Origin of the sequence: Ruminococcus bovis (genome assembly GCF_005601135.1) — a bacterium.
Classification (GTDB): Bacteria; Bacillota; Clostridia; order Oscillospirales; family Acutalibacteraceae; genus Ruminococcoides; species Ruminococcoides bovis.
Window position 1 is genome coordinate 1,626,616 of record NZ_CP039381.1, and the last position, 22,354, is coordinate 1,648,969.

A 22,354-nucleotide genomic window follows, 5' to 3' on the forward strand; every position below is an offset into this window, starting at 1 on the left:
TATTAATATAAATTTAAAATAAAATAATAAAAATTTATTAAAAATGTTGATTTACTGCTTTAATAATTATATAATGAATGTAAGAGTTTTGTCACAAAATGACAAAAGAGAGGTTATTCTTATGGGCACATTAAAACATGTATGTATGTGGGAAGATAATAGTTGGAAGAGAATTACTATTGATAAAGCAGTAGAAATCTATCCATATGGCAAAGTTTCCGCTAATAGTGGATTATTTATGTGTGAGTTGTGTGGCCAATATGTATCGCTTACAGAAAAGGGGATTAATAGAAGACATTTTCGACATGATAGAGCCCAAAAAGACAAAGAGTGTCCTGAAAGAATATTAGGTTCAAATGGCTTTTTTACTTTGTTTAATAAAGCAAAATATGAATTACCTATTAGAATAAAACTTAATAATAAATCCTTTTCATTTGAAATAGGATTTATGCAAATTCCGTCTGATTTGATTACAAAAAAATTAGAAATTAATATAAAACCAAAGAATGCTTGGGCAGAAAAATTTATATATTCAAGAGAAAGATTACAGGTTGAAGGTATTACATATTTATCAATTGGTAATACTCCCTATGAAAAATACATAATAAGTGTATCTGGTACAAATGAAAAAGTACATAATTATTGGCCAGATGAGGTAAGTGGAATAGATCCTAAAGGAACCTTGTTCGATGCTAAAACCGGTAAAAAATTAGTTTATGATTCTGATGTAGAAGTTGGAAATAAATATTATTTGTTAAAAAAAGGATGTAAATATCTTGATTACTTTACAAAACAATATATAACTTTAAAGTTTATAATGAAAAAAACAATTTCACTTGAAACTTGGTGTTTGTATGAAGTTACTGCTAATGATTATCAAAGAGAGTCAGCTGAATTCTTTTTTGATTATCACTGCAGACTTACAGATAGACCGGTAAAACTACAGACTGTATGGCCTGTATATATTAAAAATCCGTATGTATTAAAGTGCAATGAAAAAGATATTGTGATGCATATACAAGGAAATTCGCCTAATATTAAGCCATTCCCATATGTTTATATACAAAAGTACAATATACCATATTTGAATGAGGAATATGTTGCAAATGTTCATTGTAATGGCAGACAACAACTGTTAACAATAGGACGTGCCAAAATTTTAAAATATACATACTTTTGGCAAGAACGATTAGATAATATAACTGACTGTCAAAAAGCAGATGTGGTGGATTTAAAGGGTAATAATTTTGTTGAAGGAACTCATGAAGCTTTACCTATTAATAAGTTATTAAATATTACAATTCCATATGATGGTCATATTAATATTAAAAGGAATGGCATATTGGTTGAAAGACGAAATTTATATGCAGATACTCAATCTGAAATATTTGATATTTCTTGGAATACTGAAATTGAGGTGTATGTAGGTTTAGATAAAGTATGGCAAGCATCCTTTTTTAAGAGAAAAGATCATGATAATACTTTTGATGAAAATATTATGCTGAAAAAGTTAGAATCATATTATGGAGAACAAATTGAATTACCACATACTATTGGTTCTTTAGTAAAAAAACTTAATAAATATACTGCTATCCAAAGATGGATATATAAGTGTATTAGAAATGGACATATGAGTAGAAAAGCTTATCGTACTCTAGTAAAGTGGTCAACAAGTGGGAAAATATAAATAAATTGAGAGAGGATATGACTATGAATTACATTTCAAAATTAAATGATACAGAAAAGAAAAATTTTTGTAATATTATTTCTGGCGATGCTTTTAAGGATTATTTTAAGAAAAATCAAAAAGAATATAATAAAATAAAAAGTTGGTATCGTGCAGAAAAAATACCTAAGAACAAGGCTGTGTCACTAGCAATAGAGAATATTAATAAATCTTTTATTAGTGACTTTATGGATAATTTTGCAAATTTATTTTTAACAGATATTAAAAAACAACTAAAAGAAGAAGAAATAAATGTTCTTGCAAAAATTTTGAGAGACTCACCGTTTAAGGATAATATTGCATTGTATTTTAAATTGAATGGTGACGATGTAGATAATTTGTATTTGGAAAAAATACAGAATACTATGTCAAATATAACAAATAAAAATGATGAAAATGTACAAACAATTAATGAAAATTCAAAAATTGAAATTGAGAACTTAAAAAAACAGTTAGAAAATATAAAGAAAAATTACTTGAATCAGAAAAGAAATATAAAATTGATTTTCAAGACTGTCAGAAGAAGCAAGATGAATTGGAAAAGTCATTGTCTAATATGAAAGAAAGATTACATAAAGCACTTGATGAAAAATCACAATTGCAAGTAAATCTTGAACAATTTAACAAGCTGAGAAAATTTGATGATACAGGCAATTTTACTGATACTATTTCAAGTTTGACAGATGATTATGTTTCGATATGTCAAGTTATTGCTCCTGAGTTAATCGGAAAAGTTAAATATAAAGCACTACGTTTAGCTGATATAGATAGAGAAGGTAACTTAATTTCTTTTCAGCAAAGTAATGATGAACCCCCTTATTTTGAAAACCGTAAAATAATATTCATCAACGATGGACCTAAAGATAAAGTGGGGAAACTTGCAACTTGGAGTTGGACTGCTAAACCAAATAATAATGATTATTCTAAAGATTATGTTGAATCTAAGATTAATGGTCGTATTGAGCCGGTAGAGATAGTTACGTTTTATGCATGTAAAAGTAAAGATGAAATTATTAATAAATTAAAGACCGGAATTAGTTTAGATATTACTACTTCTAGAATAATGGTTGCTTTTCTTGAAGATAAAAGCAATTATTGGGGACTTTTGTGTAGAAATGATGATTTTGAAAAAACTAACAATGAATTATTTATGTTGAAAAATAATACTATTCAATTGCCTTGTTATGAATTTTCTAAGAATGATATTGTATGTTTATCTAATAATAAAAAGTATCTTAAAACTGTAAATATTGGAATTCCTTCTATGATTGTCAATGTAAAGGGTTCTACGGAGGTAATTAATGATATTTTACTTGAAAGAAGTTCATGGCGAGAATTTAAAAAATTAGGAAAACAAAAAAGTGATTGGAAATTAGTACGCGATTTTCTAACAAATGTGGATTTGAAATCGGTGACAGAGGAAGTTGAAGAAAAATTAAATTGTAGTTCTGTAGAAGCACAGAAAATGCTTGAGGATTATCTTGAAAATATTAATTGCTACATTGACGGAAATACAATTGAGGATCAAGTTATATTGTCAGCATTATATTCCAATGAGGAATTAATGAAGAGATGCAAGTCTTTAATTATGGTTGATTGGAAAGCAGAAAATAAGAATCTTATAGATAAACGCGAAGATTTACAAAACGAAATAGAAAAGAAAAGAAAAACTGCAAAAAACGAATTAGAGAAACTGCAGAATCGAGAAATTGAGTTGGCAGAAAAGCTAGAAGCTCTTAATAAAGATATTGAGGATAAAAAGGAATTTGCTAATAATGTTGATGCTGCGGTGAATGATAAGATTAAACAAGCTCAGCAAAATGCAGCAAATTTTGTAGCTAATTTTGCTTTTTTACCAAAAGCTACAACAGTTAATCCTGGAAAAAATTCTTATACAGAATTAATTGATGAAAGTTGTAATTATTATAAAGGCAAACCTTTAGATTCAAATGATATAGAAATTAACGATACTATAGAAAATGTGCTAGATACAATTAAGTGTGGGTTGTTGGATGCTGGTGTAATTGAGAAGTATTGTCATCCACTTGCGACGTATATGTATATTGCATATCTTGATAATTGTCCATTGTTGTTAATTGGACCTAATGCAACTGCTATTGTCGATGCTTTTTCAGGAGCTATATTTGGAAAAAAAGCCGGAATTTTAGAATGTAATGGAAAGTATAATTCTAAAATTGTTGAATTGTGTAATAGTAGTGATGATAATATTATTAGAGTTGTTAACCCATTTAATGGTAATTGGATTTCAAGGTTACCGGATATTATTTCTAATGATAACAAATTTTTTATTTCAGTCTATCCTTATTCTGAGGATATGCAGATAGAACCAGCAAGTTTATTTAACTATATGTTGCCAGTTCTTACGGAACCACTTATTGAAAATCCACCAACAGGTGAAGTAATAAGAGGAGTTTTTTCAGATGATCATGAAGAATATAAATTAGTTGGGCCATCAAGAACATATGAGAAAATTCTAAAGAAGTTTCACGCACCATTATTAATAAGAAATAGAATCAAAACATTGATTACTAACATGCATGAATTATTGGGAAATGATGCTGTTGATTATGATGTTTTGTTTGCATTATTACCATATGCCTTTACAACTATGCAAATGCCTATTTTGTTGGATATGATTCAAAATACAACAGATCGACATATTACAATTTCAAAAGAATTAGAGGATATTATAAATACTTTGTTTGGAGAAGACGATGAATAAGTATCAAAATTTGTTAAGTCGTATTTCTAAGGAATTTTCAATTTATAAAGGTGATAATGAAGAAATTAATAAATGGAAGTCTAGAATAATTTATAGTCTTTTAGGAAGAATGGCACTAGCTTCATTATTTGACACAGACTATGGCACGGAAGAGGAAGAAGATTCTTCAATTACCCATATGAAAAGACGAATAAACAAAGTATTTGCTAGTTATCAAGATATGTATCCGGAATTAAAAACTTTGTTGCCGATGGATTCTACTGAATTAGCAGAAGAAGTGTATGATATTTTTTTAAATACTGGTGTGATTTATCATAGGCCCAATAGAGTTGTTATGTCATCAAAATCAGATTCAATTGTTAATGAAATAAAATTTACAAGAGGATATGAACTAGATAGTAAACAGAAAATTAGTGGCCTTGGTACCTATGAACAATTTCCAGGACAAGAAAATAAAGATCAATTTATTAATATGTTTCAACTTGAAAATATTATGTTATCCCAGTTATGGGATATATATACAAAAAAAGCAAAATGGGATACCATAGATATAAATGCGGATATTGAATATTTGCGTACAAAACCACCATATAATAAAGGTTATTGGACTAATAATATTGATAAAACAGGTGAGATATCAATATTGAAAATTAAGACAAAAGGAACTTATTTGTATTATCTTTATAAATATGAAAATAAGTTATATGCTAGTGAGTTACCTCAATGGTTAGTTGAAAATAATAACAAAAGACTATTGACAAATGCTTGCCTACGGAAAAGAGATGTATTACCACCAACTAAATATAAAATTGACGGAGATTTAGTGTATATTGAATTTCAATATTTACCACCTCAGTCAGTACTATATTTATGGAAATTGTATAGTTGGCCTCGACTTATGAAAAAATTGCCATATGATTTTAAAAGAATATGTGATAGAAAGGTATTTGAATCAATTAAAACTGTAATGATACAGTTAGGATATAAATTTATTGAGGAATGATAAGATGTCAAATGGTGCGAATTATGTACACAAACAGTTGTGTAAAGAACTAGAAAATTATATAAAATCTCAGTATTTTGGAAAGACACCTTTATTGCTTTCAGCTGTAACTGAAAAAATAAATAAAGAAGGCGTTTTATATCAAAAACCATATATTGAATCATCACCAGCCTATAAAAGTAAGAAAAATGGCATACAGTTTTCTAATATACCTGATTGGTTGAAAAAATATTTTGATAGATTATCAGAAGCTAAATTGGGCGTGTATCCTACACCTTTTTTACACCAACTATCAGCGTTAGAAGCGTCAATTAAAGGTGATGACCTATTTGTTGCCACAGGTACTGGTTCAGGTAAAACAGAATGCTTTATGTGGCCCTTAATGGCAAAATTAGTAACAGAGGCAAAAGAAACTCCAAGCAGTTGGAGTAATCGCGGAATAAGATCTATTATTATGTATCCGATGAATGCGCTTGTTTCTGATCAGGTAAGTCGTTTACGTAGATTAATAGGTGATCCCGAAAATAAATTTGTAAAAATTTTTCGTGATACTTGTTTGTATCATTCTAGAAGACCTCAATTTGGAATGTATACAGGTCGTACACCTTATCCAGGAATTGAATCGGAGCAAAATCAGGATCGACTTTTAGAAAAAAATTTAGCAAGAATGTCTTTTCCAAAAACAGAATCAGAAGAACGATTTTTAAAACAATTATTGAATGAGGGAAGAATACCGGCAAAGTATGATATGAAAGGTTTCCTCAAAGGATTACATAATGGTAATCATATTCCAAATGAGGAAGATGCAGAGTTAATTACCAGGTTTGAAATGCAACAATTTTGTCCAGATATTCTAATTACAAATTATTCAATGTTGGAATATATGCTTTTACGACCTAGAGAAGAAAAAATTTGGAAAGATACAAAAAAATGGTTAAATTGTAGTGAGGATAATAAATTATTATTTGTTATTGATGAAGCACATATGTATAGAGGTTCATCCGGCGGTGAGGTATCACTTCTATTAAGAAGACTTTTCTATAAACTTGGAATTACTCGTAGTAAAGTCCAGTTTATTTTAACCACTGCCAGTATGCCTGATAGGGATGAAGAAGATAGAAATGCTATTATGAAATTTGCCAATGAACTTACGGCAAGTGATTCGAATAAGGAATTTTGTTATTTAACTGGCGAAAGAGAGGATATTTCCGGACTTGCAAAATATAATATACCATTTGAAAAATTTAAAAATTGTAATCCATCTGATTTTGAAGATAAAGAAGACATTCAATTTGTTGCGTTAAAGAAATTTTGGAATGGTATAAGTAATGAGACTTTTAGTAATTTACAGCAAGTATATGATTGGATGTATAATCATTTGATTGAATATAAACAATTTCATAAATTATTTAATAAGTGCCGTGGAAATGCAGTATCATTAAACGAGTTATCTAATGAAATTTTTCCGGAAACATGCAGGACAGAAGGTCTAAAAGCAGTGAGTGTGCTATTGGCTATTGCACCATTGGCAAAAAATTATGAAGGAACAATATTGTTTCCAGCACGTATGCATATGTTTTTCAGAGGTATCAATGGAGTGTATGCTTGTGTAAATCCAAATTGTGATAATTCCCATAGTGATGAAACACTTACTTTAGGTGAAATTTATTTATCTGATGGTAACTTTATATGCCCTAAATGCAAAAGTGTTGTATATGAACTTTATAATGATCGTCGTTGTGGTGCCTTGTTTTATAAAGGTTTTATTTTAAAAGAAAATAATGAAATTAGTAATAGTACGTATTTATGGCATTATCCGGGTCAGTTACTGGATAGACGAGTGAAAGAAATTCATTTATTTATTCCAACAGATGATTTTGAATTAAGTAAAGGTCGTAAAAAGTATCCAATAAAAGCTTGTTATCTAGATATTAAAAGTGGATTTATTAATTTTAAAGATGACTCTCAATCTAATAATTCAAATTATAGAAAATTGTATTATTGCGATTATTCTGCCAAAGGTCGTCCTCAAGTTATTACCTTTCCAACTTGTCCGCATTGTAGGCACCAATTGTCTTCATCGCAATTAACATCTTTTAGTACAAGAGGTAATCAATCCTTCTTTAACTTAATTAAATCACAGTTTCAAGTGCAACCTGCTGTTCCAGGTAAAGATAACGATCCAGACCGATTACCTAATGAGGGAAGAAAAGTTTTAATATTTTCTGATAGTAGACAAAGAGCTGCAAAACTTGCGCGTGATATGTCTGAAGCTTCAGATATTATGGCTGTACATCAATTATTTGCATTAGCAATTAATATGATGGAAAAATCTAATAAAGAGTATTCTATGGAATATTTATATGATTATTTTTGTATTGTTGCAGCGCAGAATAAAATAAAGATATTTAATGAACCTGAAAGGGAATGGTTTATAGAAAATTGTGATAGTGCTCTTAATAAATATAATAGATCATTAAGAAGAAAACGCGAGTATTCACCTGAATTGATAATATCTAATGCACCTATACAGATGCAAAAGTATTTATTAAGATTATATGCGGGTGGTTATAATACACTTTATGATTCTGCTATAAGTTGGATTGAACCAACGGATGAGGCAATGTTTTATTCTCTTGATGAACTTGAGGAAAATGGTATCATTGTAACGGAAAATGAATTCTTGGAACTCTTCAATGCTTGGATGATAAATATTTGCGATTCAAGTACTGCCTTAGGACAGTCAATTTCTGATGATACTAGAAGTGAGGTAAGATCTAGTTATGACGGATATGGATTGAAAAAAGATTGGTCATTTTCAAAAGCAATCGCTAGTGTTATGGATTGGAAAAATGATTCTGAAGTGTTAAGTATATGGAAGAGGACATTAATTAATAACTTTTTAGATATGTCTCAATTTGATCATGGAAAATACTACGTATCTTTATCAAAAATTAAACCGAGATTTGATTTGAAACATAAATGGTATAGGTGTGAGTGCTGTTCAGAAATAACTCCTTATCTATTAAAAAAGTGTTGTCCAAGTTGTGGAACTACTAAAATCCATTATATGGATGATAATGAAATTAAGTCTCTTGAATTTTGGAGAAAGCCTATAGATGATGCAATTAGTGGTAAAAAAATTTATGTTATTGATACAGAGGAACATACTGCACAGGTATCTCATAAGGATCAAAGAGATGCTATTTGGAGTAAAACTGAAAAGTATGAACTAAGATTTCAGGATTTACTTCAAAATAATGAAACTCCTGTTGATATTTTAAGTAGTACTACAACAATGGAAGTTGGAATAGATATTGGTTCATTAGTAGCAGTTGGCCTTAGAAATATTCCACCATTACGTGAAAATTATCAGCAAAGAGCAGGTAGAGCAGGTCGAAGGGGTTCAAGTTTATCTACTATTGTTACATTTTGTGAGGATGGACCTCATGACACATTATATTTTAAAGATCCTGTTCCAATGCTTAGGGGAGATCCAAGAAAACCTTGGATAGATACTAAAAGTAACAAATTGATTCAACGCCATTTGGCTATGGTTATTTTTTGTGAATATCTTAGCAAGAATAATAATAGCTTAGATTTCATTAGTGCAGCTGAGTTTCTTGATTATCACTTGTTTGAATTTAGTAATTACTTAAAGAAATATGCGATTAGAAGAAAACTTATACCAAATAATATTGAATTTGATTATTCAAAGTTTTGTCATTGGCTTAATAATGAGTTAATTAAAATGAAAAATAGAAGAGATGAACATCCTGAGTTGTTTGGTGTTGAAAGCTCTAATAATGAGAACACTAAATCTTTACTAGATGCTTTATACGAGGAAGGTATTATACCTACATATTCTTTCCCCAAAAATGTTGTTAGTACCTATATTACAGATGAAAATGGCAGAGTACGCTATGAAATAAGTAGAGGCCTTGATGTTGCGATTGGGGAATATGCACCAGGACGAGCGATTGTTGTTGATAAACAAACTTACCAAATAGGTGGCTTGTATTTTCCAAATAGCGATAAAAGAAAAGGTTTGACTAAGATACCAGCTCGTGCATATGTGGAGGATCCAAATTATTTGAAAGAAATTTTATCTTGCCCAAAATGTGGGTGGTTTGGTTTAAAAGAAGAAAGCCTAACATTGTGTCCGTTTTGCAGTAGCAAAAGTATAATATCAAGTAAACCATTATTGAGACCGTGGGGATTTGCCCCAAAGGATGGAAAAAGTATTTCAGAAGCACAATTAATAGAACAATATACATCAGTTCAACAACCACTATATTCAACTTTACCTAATTCTTCTGATATGATAAGTGTCTCTAATTGTGATAATATAAGAATAGCTTCAAGGACTAATCAAAGAATTATTATGATGAATAAAGGTGTTCAGGATTGTGGGTTTATGGTATGCAAAGATTGTGGTGCTTCAATGCCAGGTGATGATGAGCGTGTTTTAAATAGTATATATCGACCGTACAATAATAAATATGCTGGAAAAAAATGTAATCATTTAAATACTGTAAATGTAAACTTAGGATTTGATTTTATTACTGATATGTTAGTGTTAGAGTTTTTTCTTGATAGTAACTATATTAATGTAGATAGAAATGAAAACCTTTGGCTTGAACGTGCTGGTCAATCATTGGCTGAAGCAATGAGGTTGGCAGCTAGCAAACATTTAGATGTTGAATTTACTGAATTGGTTACTGGATATCGAATAAGGGAAAATAGCAAAGGCTCTTTTATTGATATATATTTGTATGATAGTCTTTCAAGTGGTGCTGGATATGCAGATAGTATAGCTAATGATATTGAAGAAATTTTAATTGAAGTTGAAGATTTATTGAAAAATTGTGATTGTAGTAGTTCTTGCCACAATTGTTTAAGAAACTATAGAAATCAGTTTGTTCATGGTTTATTGGATAGATTTGCAGCGTTAGAATTATTACAATGGGGTAAAAATGGTACAGTAGCATCAGCACTTAATTTTGAAAAACAGGTTGATATTATTAAACCACTATGTAATATATTAAGTTCATTTAATTGTATCCTTGATTTTAGCAATAAGAAAATTACAATTACTAAAGATAAATTTAAAAAAACTTTGGTCGTTTATCCTGCTATGTGGTCTGAAAAGAATAAAGAGAAAACAATATACTTACGTGACTCGTACATTAAATATTCAAAGCCATTTGCAGTGCAAAAAATATTGGATGAAATTGCATTATAACAATGCGTGTAATGATACATTTATAAAAATTATGTAAAATTTGTTATATTTATTGAAAAATTTATGTATATGTGATATATTATGAGTGGCATTAGAACTTTTTAATAAAAATACTTGATTTTTTGCAAAATATATGTTAATATAACATTAAATTATTTCATACCAAGAATAATTAGGTTGCTATAATAAGGTAGTAAACCGTAAAGCGCTGATGCCCTGTTCATTTGAATAGGGCATTATCTTTTATAATTTGATATTTGTTAGGAGGTTAATTATGAGTTATGGTTTAGGTATTGATTGTGGAATTGCTTCAGTAGGTAGTGGAACTGTTCTTTTGAACGAAAAAGAAGAACCTTACAAAATCGATTTTATGGGTGTAAGAACTTTTGATAAAGCTGAAACCGGTACCGGAAAATCATTAGCTGCTGAAAGAAGAACATTTAGAGGATCTAGGAGAACTCACCGAAGAAAGACTCACAGAAAAGATAGAATCAAAAAACTTATTTGTGATACTATGAATGTAGATTTTAAGTACATTCAATCTATCTATGAAAGAAAGAATTTATCAGATATTTATGAGATTAGATATGAAGCATTGAATAGAAAATTAACAAAAGATGAGTTTATTCGATTATTGATTCATTTATCACAGAGAAGAGGTTTTAAGTCTAACAGAAAGATTGATGCAAAAAATAAAAATTCTGATGATGGCAAGATGCTTAAAGAAATTGAAAAGAATAAGTCAATTTTTACAGATAACGGTTATCGTACGATAGGTGAAATGTTATTTAAAAATGAAAAGTTTATTCAAAGAAAAAGAAATAAATCAGACTATTCTATGACTTTCTTAAGAGTTGATTATGAAAATGAAATTAAAGTGATATTTAATCAACAGAGAAAATTCAATAATCAACATGCAACGGAATCCTTTGAAAACGAATATCTAAAAATCTATTTGTCACAAAGAAATTTTGATGACGGACCGGATGAAAGTAGCCCATACGGTGGAAATCTAATTGGAAAAATGGTGAAGAATTGTACATTTGAACCTACTTTAAAGGCAGCCCCAAAAGCATCATATTCGTTTGAGTATTCAAACTTGTTAACTAAGGTCAATAGTATGAAAATTTTATACAATGGAAATAGGAGACCGTTAACTAAGGAAGAAAGAGAAAAAGTTGTTAATTTAGCTTTTAAAAAGAATAAGATAACCTATTCTTCTATTAGAACAGAATTAGGTTTATCTAATGAAGAATTTTTCAACATTTCATATAATTCAAAAGATTATACTGAAACTGAAAAGAAAACAAAGTTTAGTTACTTAACTGCTTATTATGAATTTAAAAAAGCATATGGATCTTCATATTTAGAGTGGAGTGTTGAGAAGAAAAATACTTTAGCAACGATACTTACACTTCACAAAAACGACTCAAAAATTATCGAGGAAATGAAAGAAAAGAATTTCTTGGAAGATGAAATTAATGTTGCTCTTACAATACCATCATTTACAAAGTTTGGAAATCTTTCTATTGCTGTCTTAAATAAAATGATTCCATATCTTGAAGATGGAATGTTGTACAATGAAGCTATTACTGCATTGGGTTATAACTTTAAAGATGATGATAAGTGTCAGCAAATGTATTTACCATCAAATCCAAAAGATGCTCCAGAACTTGATGAAATAAGAAATCCTGTAGTTAGACGAACAGTTTCTCAAACTATAAAGGTTATTAATTCTATTATTAGAGAAAAGGGTGAAAGTCCAACATACATCAATATTGAACTAGCTAGGGAACTTGCAAAGAGTTATAAGGAAAGAAAAAATATTGAGAGTAATCAAAAATCAAATAGGGAGAAAAATGAGAAAAGTTTTGAAGAATTAAAAAAATTGGGAGTTGTTAAACCTACTGCTTTTGATTTAGTGAAATATAAATTGTGGAAAGAACAAGATGGAATATGTGTTTATTCACAAAAACCACTAAAAATAGAAAAACTATTTTCAGAAGGTTATGCTGAGGTGGATCATATTGTTCCTTATAGTATTTCTTTTGATGATTCTTATTCAAACAAAGTTCTTGTGCATACCAATGAAAATCAAAATAAAGGCAACAGAATACCTCTTAATTATTTGAGTGGTAAAGAAAGAGATGAGTTTATAGTTTGGGTGAAGAATTCTCATCTTAGCTTTAGAAAAAAGCAGAATCTTCTTAAAGAAAAAATTTCGGAAGACGATTTTGATGGATTTAAGAATAGAAATTTAAAGGATACACAATATCTTTCAAGATTTCTTTTGAAGTTTATTAAGAAATACCTTAAATTTGCACCAAGTTCTACTAACAGAAAGGAAACGGTAATAGCAGTGAATGGTGCAATAACTTCTTACATTCGTAAAAGATGGGGTATTGAAAAAATCCGTGCAAATGGTGATGCTCATCATGCTACGGATGCAATAGTTATTGCGTGCGTTACCAAGTCAATGATAAAGAGAATCTCAGAGTATTCTAAATATAAGGAAACTCTGTATATCAAGAACAACAATGAAACATTAGATGTTGATAAAATAACTGGTGAAGTGAAAAATTATTTTCCTATGCCATACAAGTGGTTTAGAACAGAGCTTGATATTAGATGTTCTAAAAATCCAGAGAGACTTTTAGCATCTAATCCTATACCTACTTATGCAAGAGACGAAAAGGTTAAACCAATCTTCGTATCAAGAATGGTTAATAGAAAAGTAACTGGACCGGCTCATCAAGATACATTAAGAAGAATGGTTGTAGAAAATGGTCAAAAATATGAAGTTGTTAAAACTGATTTGAATAAATTAAGTTTAGATAACAATAACGAAATTGCTAATTATTACAATCCTGATGATGATAGATTATTATATGATGCATTAAAGAATCATTTAATAAAATTTAAAGAAATGCATAAGGAAGAGAATGGCAAAAAGAAGGTAGAAGATGCTTTTACCGAACCTTTCTATAAGCCAAAAAGTGATGGTTCTAAGGGTCCACTTGTAAAGTCAGTGAAAATTATCAAGAAAATTACTTCATCAGTTACATTAAATAATAACACTACTATAGCTAAAAATGGTGATATGATAAGGACTGATGTGTTTCGTACGGAAGACGGATATTATTTAGTGCCAATTTATGTTGCTGATACAGTAAAAAATGAATTGCCTCATAAAGCGATAGTTCAAGGTGGAGAATGGAAAGCTATGAATGATGAAGACTTTTTATTTTCTCTGTACAGAAATGATTTAATTAAAATTAAGTCAAACAGTGATGTGACATTTTCATTAATGAATGAAAGTAGCAGTTTGCCTAAAACAGAATCCCTACGAGAGGAATTTGTGTATTTTAAAGGAACTAGTATTAATACAGCTTCTATAAGGGTTGTTACTCATGACAATTGTTACATCAAAAAAAGCTTAGGAGTGAAAAACCTTCAGTCTTTAGAAAAATACCAAGTTGATGTTTTGGGGAATGTTTCGAAAGTTAAAAAAGAAAAACGAATAGGTTTTAGATGATGGGATATAGGGTAATTTTTCTTACAAATCCAGCAAGATTATATGTAAAAAATCAACAACTTGTAATAGATAATGGTGATGTTTTTAAAGTTCCATTAGAAGATATTGAATGCATTGCTATTGATTCTATGCAAATATCAATGAATTCATATTTGTTGTCAAGACTATCTGAATATGCTATTACTTTGTATGTAACTGACAAAACACATCACCCTTGTGGAACTTTTCTTCCGCTATTGAGACATTCAAAACATCTATCAGTGCTAAAAAATCAGTTAGAAATGACTTTACCTAATAAGAAAAAGCTATGGAAACAAATTGTTTGTCAAAAAATAGAAAATCAAGCAACTGTTTTAAAATTGTGCGGTATAGATGAGTGGAAAAGCATAGATGTTTTGAAAAATATGGTTAAGTCTGGTGATCCGGATAATATGGAGGCAGTAGCAGCTTCAAAATATTTTAAGTTATTGTTTGGTAAAAATTATACCCGAACTCAAGATAACTTTATAAACCCAAAACTTAACTATGGTTATTCTATTTTGAGAAGTACAATATCAAAGTATCTTATAGTATATGGATATGAACCTTCACTAGGTATTTTTCATAAGAGTAATCTAAATAGCTTTAATCTGTCAGATGATATCATTGAGCCATTTAGACCAATAGTAGATTTGTATGTAAAAAAATTTGCTTTGAAAGATGAAATAGATACACATACGAAGGCTTCTCTGGTGAATCTATTAAATTGTGATTTAATAATAGACAATAAATTGTTTGCTTGTGCAAAAGCTATTGAACTAACAATAAAAAGTTTATCTAGTTGGTATAATGATAAGAATAAATCTTTATTATTGCCACAGATTATTGATTTGGAACAACATACATATGAATAAATTTATGAGAATAATTGTATTTTTTGATTTACCTGTAAAAACAAAAAGACAGAGAACGGTTGCAACAAGATTTAGAAATTTTCTACTAAAAGATGGTTTTTTTATGGTGCAGTTTTCTGTGTATGCAAGAATTTGTAATGGCGTTGATGATGTTGAGAAACATAAATCAAGAATTAGAGATAATACTCCGGAAAATGGTTCTGTACGAATGTTAGTGATAACTGAAAAACAGTATGAAAGAATGGAAATTCTTATAGGTGATCTTGTAAATGAAGAAAAACAACAAGTATTTGAACAACTTTCTATTTTTTGATTTTTCTTGAGTTTCTGATTGTATTACTGTTAAAAATAATAATTTTTGCGCAAAGAAAACTCCCATAAACTTAGTGTTTATGGGAGTTTCTTTAGTCCCTATTATATCATACCAAGAATAATTAGGGAACTATAACAGGTTTGCTATTGCAGTTTTATAAGTGTTAATTATATCATACCAAGAATAATTAGGGAACTATAACCCAGGCCTGAATGGGTATAGGATGGCTCGAATTATATCATACCAAGAATAATTAGGGAACTATAACCCGTATCATCTGAATAATCAGTAGGTACTTATTATATCATACCAAGAATAATTAGGGAACTATAACAATAAATACATAGCAAGTTTTTGTCAATGCATTATATCATACCAAGAATAATTAGGGAACTATAACTCTTTGCAATTGGAGAAGAGAAAGAAAACTATTATATCATACCAAGAATAATTAGGGAACTATAACGGAGAACTTTTTTTACTTTTTAAATTGTAAATTATATCATACCAAGAATAATTAGGGAACTATAACCTATGTCGATTAATTAGATATACTCATCCAATTATATCATACCAAGAATAATTAGGGAACTATAACTTGAGTGAAGCTAACCTTGAATGGGTTTGCATTATATCATACCAAGAATAATTAGGGAACTATAACACAGAATCAAACATTGCTGTCCATCCCTTTATTATATCATACCAAGAATAATTAGGGAACTATAACTTGAATGAGAACAACCTTGAATGGGTTTGCATTATATCATACCAAGAATAATTAGGGAACTATAACCGCTTCCGCATAAAGGGCATTTATACATATATTATATCATACCAAGAATAATTAGGGAACTATAACTGTTAATGATAGACGAGGCAACGCAGATAAATTATATCATACCAAGAATAATTAGGGAACTATAACTACTGACCGTATGACAAGTTAGTACCGTTAATTATATCATACCAAGAATAATTAGGGAACTATAACTGAATTGTCTTATAATCTATCTGGTGAACTATTATATCATACCAAGAATAATTAGGGAACTATAACATTAGAACAACGAAAAATGAAATTTAGCTTATTATATCATACCAAGAATAATTAGGGAACTATAACTACTCTTGCAGACATACATTCTCTGACTTAATTATATCATACCAAGAATAATTAGGGAACTATAACTTTCAAAGGTTACAAAGTCAATATCCTTGCATTATATCATACCAAGAATAATTAGGGAACTATAACGATATATCATCAGATATTAATAGTATTGTAATTATATCATACCAAGAATAATTAGGGAACTATAACTTGGTAAAGCACACTTCTTTATCGTCAATGATTATATCATACCAAGAATAATTAGGGAACTATAACACAACTGCAATTTTTAACGAGCTAACCCAAATTATATCATACCAAGAATAATTAGGGAACTATAACAGGACAAGTTACTTGTCTTGTTTTTATATTATTATATCATACCAAGAATAATTAGGGAACTATAACAATAAATAATTGTATAAATCAAGAGATTAAATTATATCATACCAAGAATAATTAGGGAACTATAACGCACAAATTGCACTAAATAACAGAGAAACAATTATATCATACCAAGAATAATTAGGGAACTATAACCATTTTGTTTTAGTGCTCATAGCTACTTATATTATATCATACCAAGAATAATTAGGGAACTATAACAGTTTACAACACGGAATTAGAAGTAAAAAGATTATATCATACCAAGAATAATTAGGGAACTATAACCCACACAATCGAAGATATACAGAAAGCAAAATTATATCATACCAAGAATAATTAGGGAACTATAACGTGGACCGACTTCCTTCAATGTTGTTAAGGATTATATCATACCAAGAATAATTAGAGAACTATAACATAATAACATCAATGCTATTTAACAATGTTATTATATCATACCAATAACAATAACCAAAGTCCCCAATATGGGACTTATCTATTATAAAACACTATAATTTTTCTTTTTCTATTGTGTTTCTAAAAATAAGTATGATATAATGCATAATATACAGAAACAAATAATAATAACTAATTATTTTATATAAATTTAATTATTTAAGGAGGATATTATGGATTATCAAGAAATTATGAGAGATATTGCAAGTGGTTTAACCGGTGAAAATGAAAAAGATATACAGTACTTAATGGAACAAATGGAAAAGTACAAAGACCATGAACTTGGAAAAGAGATTATCAGGGCTTGTGGTAGGCTGATAAGTGGAATGTTGCCTGAAGAAAAGGTCAATGAATTAGCTAATGCTTTTGAAAAAGATAATGCAGAAATCGAAAATGAACTTGATGATTTGTTTTCTACTCTACAATCAGGTGATTATAATTTAGCACTTGGAAAAGTAGAAAAATTAGTGGAAAAGGCTGAAGAATTAATTTCTGCCGGTATGTATCAGAATGATTCAGTCAGCGATTATTTTTGTTTCATTAACCCTATGCAAGAATTACTTTATGGTTATAGACACAGAGATAGCAAGAAAGATATTAGACTATCTAATTTTCCGTTTGCTACAATATATTTCTTCTATGGAAATATATTGTTTGAACTGGGTCGTTATACAGAAGCAAATGTTGCCCTTGAAAAAGCAAAAAGATGGAATCCTATGGATGCCGATATTGCCTTTGAATATGCAGAAACATACAAGGCTATGGGTGATATTGAAACATTCTTGGATTACACAATTGAAATTTTCAATTTTGCTTATAAATCTGAGGATTTAGCCCGTTGTTATAGAAATCTTGGTTATTACTTTATAGAAAAGAAAATGTGGCAAGAGGCTATTGCTTGTGAAGATTATAGTTTGAATTTTGATTCTAATACTGATGCAGCTTATGGTGAGTTGTTTTATATTGAACAAACCACACATTTGGAAATAAAACCTGCACCTATTGAAACAATGAAGAAGTTTAGTAGGAAATATGGCTTTCCATTAGAGCCTAATGAGGATGTTGTAGGATTAGCTATAGCTTATGGCGAGAATAGTGCAGAAAATGGCAATGATGAATTTGCAAAATATTTTCTTAATATTGCCTATGACTTAACCCACTTTGATGAAGTGAAACAACTACTTGATGAATTAGAAAGGAAAGATATAGAAAGTAAAACAGAAACTTTAGCAGATGTTTTATGTAGTTCAAAAAATTTTATAATCCCGGCATATCAAAGACCTTATGAATGGGGAGAGAAAGAAATTAATGAACTTACTAATACTATTTATGCAAAGTTTTGTGATTATTTAGAGAATGAAGAAAATGTTCAATTCTTAATGTTTGGTATTTTACAATTTGGAAAAATTGAAAATCATTCTCTTAGCATTATTGATGGTCACCAAAGAATAACTACCTTTTACATATTGAAAAGTATATTAGCAGAAAGGTTAGGTGAAGAGAATAATTTGCCTAAGGTGATGAATCAAATCAATAATGCTGATATAGTTAAAGCTATCAATGATAAATCTACAAATTATGGGAAAAATAAAGAACTTTTAGATAAGTTTGTGTCCGGTATTGAAAAGAAAAATTTAGAGAGTTTTCAAGATTTTATAAATAAAAAAATTCTCTTTGTTTCAATTTTTGTAAGTGAAACTGCATCTATTTCTACATTATTAGAAATTTTCGATTCTATCAACACAACAGGTCTAAAGCTAGATGTTAAGGATATTTTCAAGATAAAATTTTGTGATTATATTTGCAAAAATAGCAGTGATAAAAATAGTACCCTAAAAAAGATTAATGATGCTTATCAACAAGTTAATTCTTTGGAAGAAAATTATTCTGTTAATGAAAATGTATTGCTTGATACATTTAGGTTTTATCTAATTTCAAAAACCAATAAAAGCGGTGATTGCCTTAGAATGAGCAACAATAAATTCTTTTTTGATGAAAAAGGATTTTTCAATTCACCATTACCTGATGAACTTGTTAATGTGGATTTGCTGAAAGTTTTTGAGGATATTTCTGCTTGTATTCTTGAAACACAAAATTATCTTATGAATACCAGAGATAAAAATAGTGGTAATTTAATTAATGGTTGTTCAAGAGAATTACTAGGAATAAGTGGTTATGGCAACTTAAAAAATATGTATTTTTATCTTGTATTTATTCAGTGTATAAATGGTAAAAAGATAGATAATACAGTAATTGATAATACAGTAATCGATAATGCAGAACAGTTGACAAAATTACTATGGCAATACTGTTCATTATACAGTGCCTCATATTCAAGAATTGTCTATCGTGTATTTACAAATATTAAGGAGATTTATTTTAGTGAAAACAATAACCCTTATAACAATATTGAAGAAGTAAAAGATGATTTGATTAAAACTTTAGAAAAAGAAAATTTTGATTTTGTCGGTTTTAAGAATGTACTTGATAAATCGGTATTTGATAATCGTACAAAAAATCTGTTTCTTTCACTTAGTTACATTGATGATTGTAAAAGTACTAACGAAACTATTTATAATGTGAAAAATACAATTTTCTATTCTTCAAATCAAGAACCTAAAAAAGCACTTGATATTGAACATATACTTTCACATTCATTGTATAGTGATAATGAGTATGTGGATAGTTTAGGAAACTTAATGTTCCTTGAAAGAACTATAAATAGACAATTAGGTGCTAAAACTAAAAATTTAAATGAGGTCAATAAACAGAAAGATATAGAAACTAAATTAGAATTTTATAAGAAAAGCACCTTGCAATCTGTTGAGAATTTTCTTAACAATTATGATAAAAGCCATAACATAGAAAATTACATAGCAGATAGAAATATCGCTAAAACAGAATTCCTAAAAAATCTATATGGTGAATTCTATGAAGTAATAGATAAAAAGTCGTAAATCAAAATACAGTAATGCTAAATAAAAAATGGCCTGTGAGTTTTACCCACAGGTCATTTTTATAGTTCAAGATATTCAATACAATTTTCTTTGGCAAATTTATTTCCATAGGAATTTTTAGGAGCAAGGATAGTTAAATTTTCACTGCAACCGGCAAATGCTTTTTTACTGATATACTTAACATTTTCAGAGATAGAAACACTTTCAAGGCTTTTGCAATTTATAAATGCGTATTCACTGATTTTTTCAACACTGTTTGGGATAATGATAGATTTTATATTGCTACAACCTATAAATGCGAAACTTTCAATTACCATTATACCATTAGGAATAGCAATGGTTTTAAGGTGTTTACATCTGTCAAAGGCGTAGGGACTAATATATTTTACTGACTTAGGAATTATGGCATTTTCACTTTTACCTCTGTATTTTATTAGATATTTATTGCTTGAAATAACAAAGTCATCATTGTTGTCTCTGTACCATTTTGTATTATCAAAAGCATCATGACCAATAAAAGTAACACTGTCAGGGATAACTATATTATCAAGATTAGTACAAAATCTAAAAGCAGAAAAACCTATTATTTTAACAGTATCAGGAATGGTAATGTGCTGAAGGTTAGGGCAATTATAAAATGCACAACATTCTATTTCTTCTGTTCCATAGGGTATATCAATGCTGACAATATCATACCTGTCAAGATACTGAAAAGACTTTATCTTTTTAATATTATTTTCCATATTACAAATCCTCCTTGTGTGTTGGCTATATTATACAAAATCCTATGTTCCTTTTTTATCACATATAATATTGTCAATTTGATAGTGTAATGATAAAATATTTATATATGAGGTGATTTTATGCAGAATTATCAGAAAGACTCAGAATACAAACCTAAGAAACTTCTTATTTTGAATATCCTAGAAATTCTAAGAAAATATACTGATGAAAACCATAGACTAGGTCAAAAAGAAATAATAGATATTCTCAAAAAAGAGTATAATATGTCAGTAGACAGAAAAGCTATTAAGCGTAATATTATGGATTTGATAGATGCCGGTTATGATATTGAATATACCGAAACAGTAAGAATGACACCTAACAAAAAGACAGGTGAAATGGAAGAAAGTTATGTTTGGTCTGATTTTTATTATGCAAATGAATTTTCTAACAGTGAATTAAGGATGCTGATTGATAGTCTGGTTTTTTCAAGACATATACCTTATTCTCAGAGAAAAGAGCTTGTTGAAAAGTTAGAGAAACTTTCCAGTGTGTATTTTAAGCCTAGCATAAAGCACATTGTAACCGCTACTGATTATAACCTTGATAACAAAGAACTTTTTTATACCATAGACATTCTTGATGAGGCGATTACTGCGAAAAAGAAAGTGTCTTTCAATTATTATGAATATGGTACAGACAAGAAACTTCATTGTAGAAAAACTTCTGACGGTACTGTTAGAGAATACAAAATCAACCCATATCAAATGGTTGCAAAAGAGGGAAAGTATTACCTAATCTGTAATAACGATAAGTACATGGATGTGTCAAATTATAGAGTAGACAGAATAGCAAATATAAAAATTCTTGATGAAGATGTAAAGCCATTTAAGAGCTTAAGAGGTGCTAACGGACAACCACTGGATTTGCAGAAATATATGGATGAGCATGTTTATATGTATGCCAGCGATACAATAAAAGCAAAGTTTAGGGTAAGTAAAGCATTGTTAAGTGATGTTGTTGATATGTTTGAAAAGAACTTGAAATTTTCTGATGAAAGTTCTGCTTATGTAACTGTAACTGCAAATGTAAATGAAATTTCTATGTTTCAGTTTGCTAAGAATTATTCAAATGATGTTGTGGTACTAGAACCAAAGTCTTTGATAGAAAAGTTAAAAGAAGATGCAAAACAAACCCTAAAAATTTATGATGATTTGAAATAAAAAGTTAGGTAATTATTTTTTATGATTAAGATAATA

General features: G+C 29.1%; 11 protein-coding genes and 1 CRISPR repeat array. Of the genes, 10 read left to right on the forward strand and 1 reads right to left on the reverse strand.

The window, feature by feature from the left end:
• The first annotated feature begins 121 nt into the window (after nt 1-121).
• From E5Z56_RS07600 to E5Z56_RS07640, 9 genes are all read left to right on the forward strand, one after another.
• On the forward strand, nt 122-1,687 hold the full coding sequence (locus E5Z56_RS07600; protein WP_138157273.1) for a hypothetical protein: 1,566 nt from the start codon (nt 122-124) through the stop codon (nt 1,685-1,687).
• A 23-nt stretch (nt 1,688-1,710) separates the two neighbouring features.
• A complete protein-coding gene (locus tag E5Z56_RS07605) occupies nt 1,711-2,286 on the forward strand; it encodes a hypothetical protein (protein WP_138157274.1) in 576 nt (191 codons plus the stop codon).
• Nucleotides 2,283-4,469, forward strand: a complete 2,187-nt coding sequence (locus E5Z56_RS07610; protein ID WP_138157275.1) for a coiled-coil domain-containing protein — start codon at nt 2,283-2,285, stop codon at nt 4,467-4,469. The genes E5Z56_RS07605 and E5Z56_RS07610 overlap by 4 nt, the downstream gene beginning before the upstream one ends.
• The gene (locus E5Z56_RS07615; RefSeq protein ID WP_138157276.1) at nt 4,462-5,472 is read left to right on the forward strand and encodes a hypothetical protein; all 1,011 of its coding nucleotides are present in this window, start codon (nt 4,462-4,464) and stop codon (nt 5,470-5,472) included. Before E5Z56_RS07610 ends, E5Z56_RS07615 begins: the two co-directional genes overlap by 8 nt.
• 4 nt (nt 5,473-5,476) lie before the next feature.
• Nucleotides 5,477-10,717 (forward strand): DEAD/DEAH box helicase, encoded by a 5,241-nt coding sequence (locus tag E5Z56_RS07620; RefSeq protein WP_138157277.1) that lies wholly within the window; start codon nt 5,477-5,479, stop codon nt 10,715-10,717.
• Between the two features lie 274 nt (nt 10,718-10,991).
• Complete coding sequence (cas9, locus tag E5Z56_RS07625) at nt 10,992-14,252, forward strand: type II CRISPR RNA-guided endonuclease Cas9 (protein WP_138157278.1); 3,261 nt, start codon at nt 10,992-10,994, stop codon at nt 14,250-14,252.
• Complete coding sequence (gene cas1 / locus E5Z56_RS07630) at nt 14,249-15,145, forward strand: type II CRISPR-associated endonuclease Cas1 (RefSeq protein WP_138157279.1); 897 nt, start codon at nt 14,249-14,251, stop codon at nt 15,143-15,145. The genes cas9 and cas1 overlap by 4 nt, the downstream gene beginning before the upstream one ends.
• Complete coding sequence (gene cas2 / locus E5Z56_RS07635) at nt 15,138-15,458, forward strand: CRISPR-associated endonuclease Cas2 (protein ID WP_138157280.1); 321 nt, start codon at nt 15,138-15,140, stop codon at nt 15,456-15,458. Before cas1 ends, cas2 begins: the two co-directional genes overlap by 8 nt.
• A 100-nt stretch (nt 15,459-15,558) precedes the next feature.
• Nucleotides 15,559-17,376: direct repeats of the CRISPR family, unit length 36 nt; unit sequence ATTATATCATACCAAGAATAATTAGGGAACTATAAC.
• 212 nt (nt 17,377-17,588) lie between these two features.
• Nucleotides 17,589-20,372 (forward strand): GmrSD restriction endonuclease domain-containing protein, encoded by a 2,784-nt coding sequence (locus E5Z56_RS07640; protein WP_138157281.1) that lies wholly within the window; start codon nt 17,589-17,591, stop codon nt 20,370-20,372.
• Nucleotides 20,373-20,431: 59 nt separating this feature from the next.
• Here the strand turns inward: E5Z56_RS07640 and E5Z56_RS07645 are convergent, their stop codons facing one another.
• Nucleotides 20,432-21,115 (reverse strand): leucine-rich repeat domain-containing protein, encoded by a 684-nt coding sequence (locus E5Z56_RS07645; protein ID WP_138157282.1) that lies wholly within the window; start codon nt 21,113-21,115, stop codon nt 20,432-20,434.
• Nucleotides 21,116-21,235: 120 nt separating this feature from the next.
• Here E5Z56_RS07645 and E5Z56_RS07650 point away from each other — a divergent pair, with 120 nt between their 5' ends.
• The gene (locus E5Z56_RS07650; protein WP_138157283.1) at nt 21,236-22,318 is read left to right on the forward strand and encodes a helix-turn-helix transcriptional regulator; all 1,083 of its coding nucleotides are present in this window, start codon (nt 21,236-21,238) and stop codon (nt 22,316-22,318) included.
• The last annotated feature ends 36 nt before the right edge of the window (nt 22,319-22,354 follow it).

Excerpts from the sequence above, each read along its gene's own strand:
- E5Z56_RS07600 (WP_138157273.1), top strand. The coding sequence starts at position 122 with ATGGGCACATTAAAACATGTATGTATGTGGGAAGATAATAGTTGGAAG.
- E5Z56_RS07605 (WP_138157274.1), top strand. The coding sequence starts at position 1,711 with ATGAATTACATTTCAAAATTAAATGATACAGAAAAGAAAAATTTTTGT.
- E5Z56_RS07610 (WP_138157275.1), top strand. The coding sequence starts at position 2,283 with ATGAAAGAAAGATTACATAAAGCACTTGATGAAAAATCACAATTGCAA.
- E5Z56_RS07615 (WP_138157276.1), top strand. The coding sequence starts at position 4,462 with ATGAATAAGTATCAAAATTTGTTAAGTCGTATTTCTAAGGAATTTTCA.
- E5Z56_RS07620 (WP_138157277.1), top strand. The coding sequence starts at position 5,477 with ATGTCAAATGGTGCGAATTATGTACACAAACAGTTGTGTAAAGAACTA.
- cas9 (WP_138157278.1), top strand. The coding sequence starts at position 10,992 with ATGAGTTATGGTTTAGGTATTGATTGTGGAATTGCTTCAGTAGGTAGT.
- cas1 (WP_138157279.1), top strand. The coding sequence starts at position 14,249 with ATGATGGGATATAGGGTAATTTTTCTTACAAATCCAGCAAGATTATAT.
- cas2 (WP_138157280.1), top strand. The coding sequence starts at position 15,138 with ATGAATAAATTTATGAGAATAATTGTATTTTTTGATTTACCTGTAAAA.
- E5Z56_RS07640 (WP_138157281.1), top strand. The coding sequence starts at position 17,589 with ATGGATTATCAAGAAATTATGAGAGATATTGCAAGTGGTTTAACCGGT.
- E5Z56_RS07645 (WP_138157282.1), bottom strand. The coding sequence starts at position 21,115 with ATGGAAAATAATATTAAAAAGATAAAGTCTTTTCAGTATCTTGACAGG.
- E5Z56_RS07650 (WP_138157283.1), top strand. The coding sequence starts at position 21,236 with ATGCAGAATTATCAGAAAGACTCAGAATACAAACCTAAGAAACTTCTT.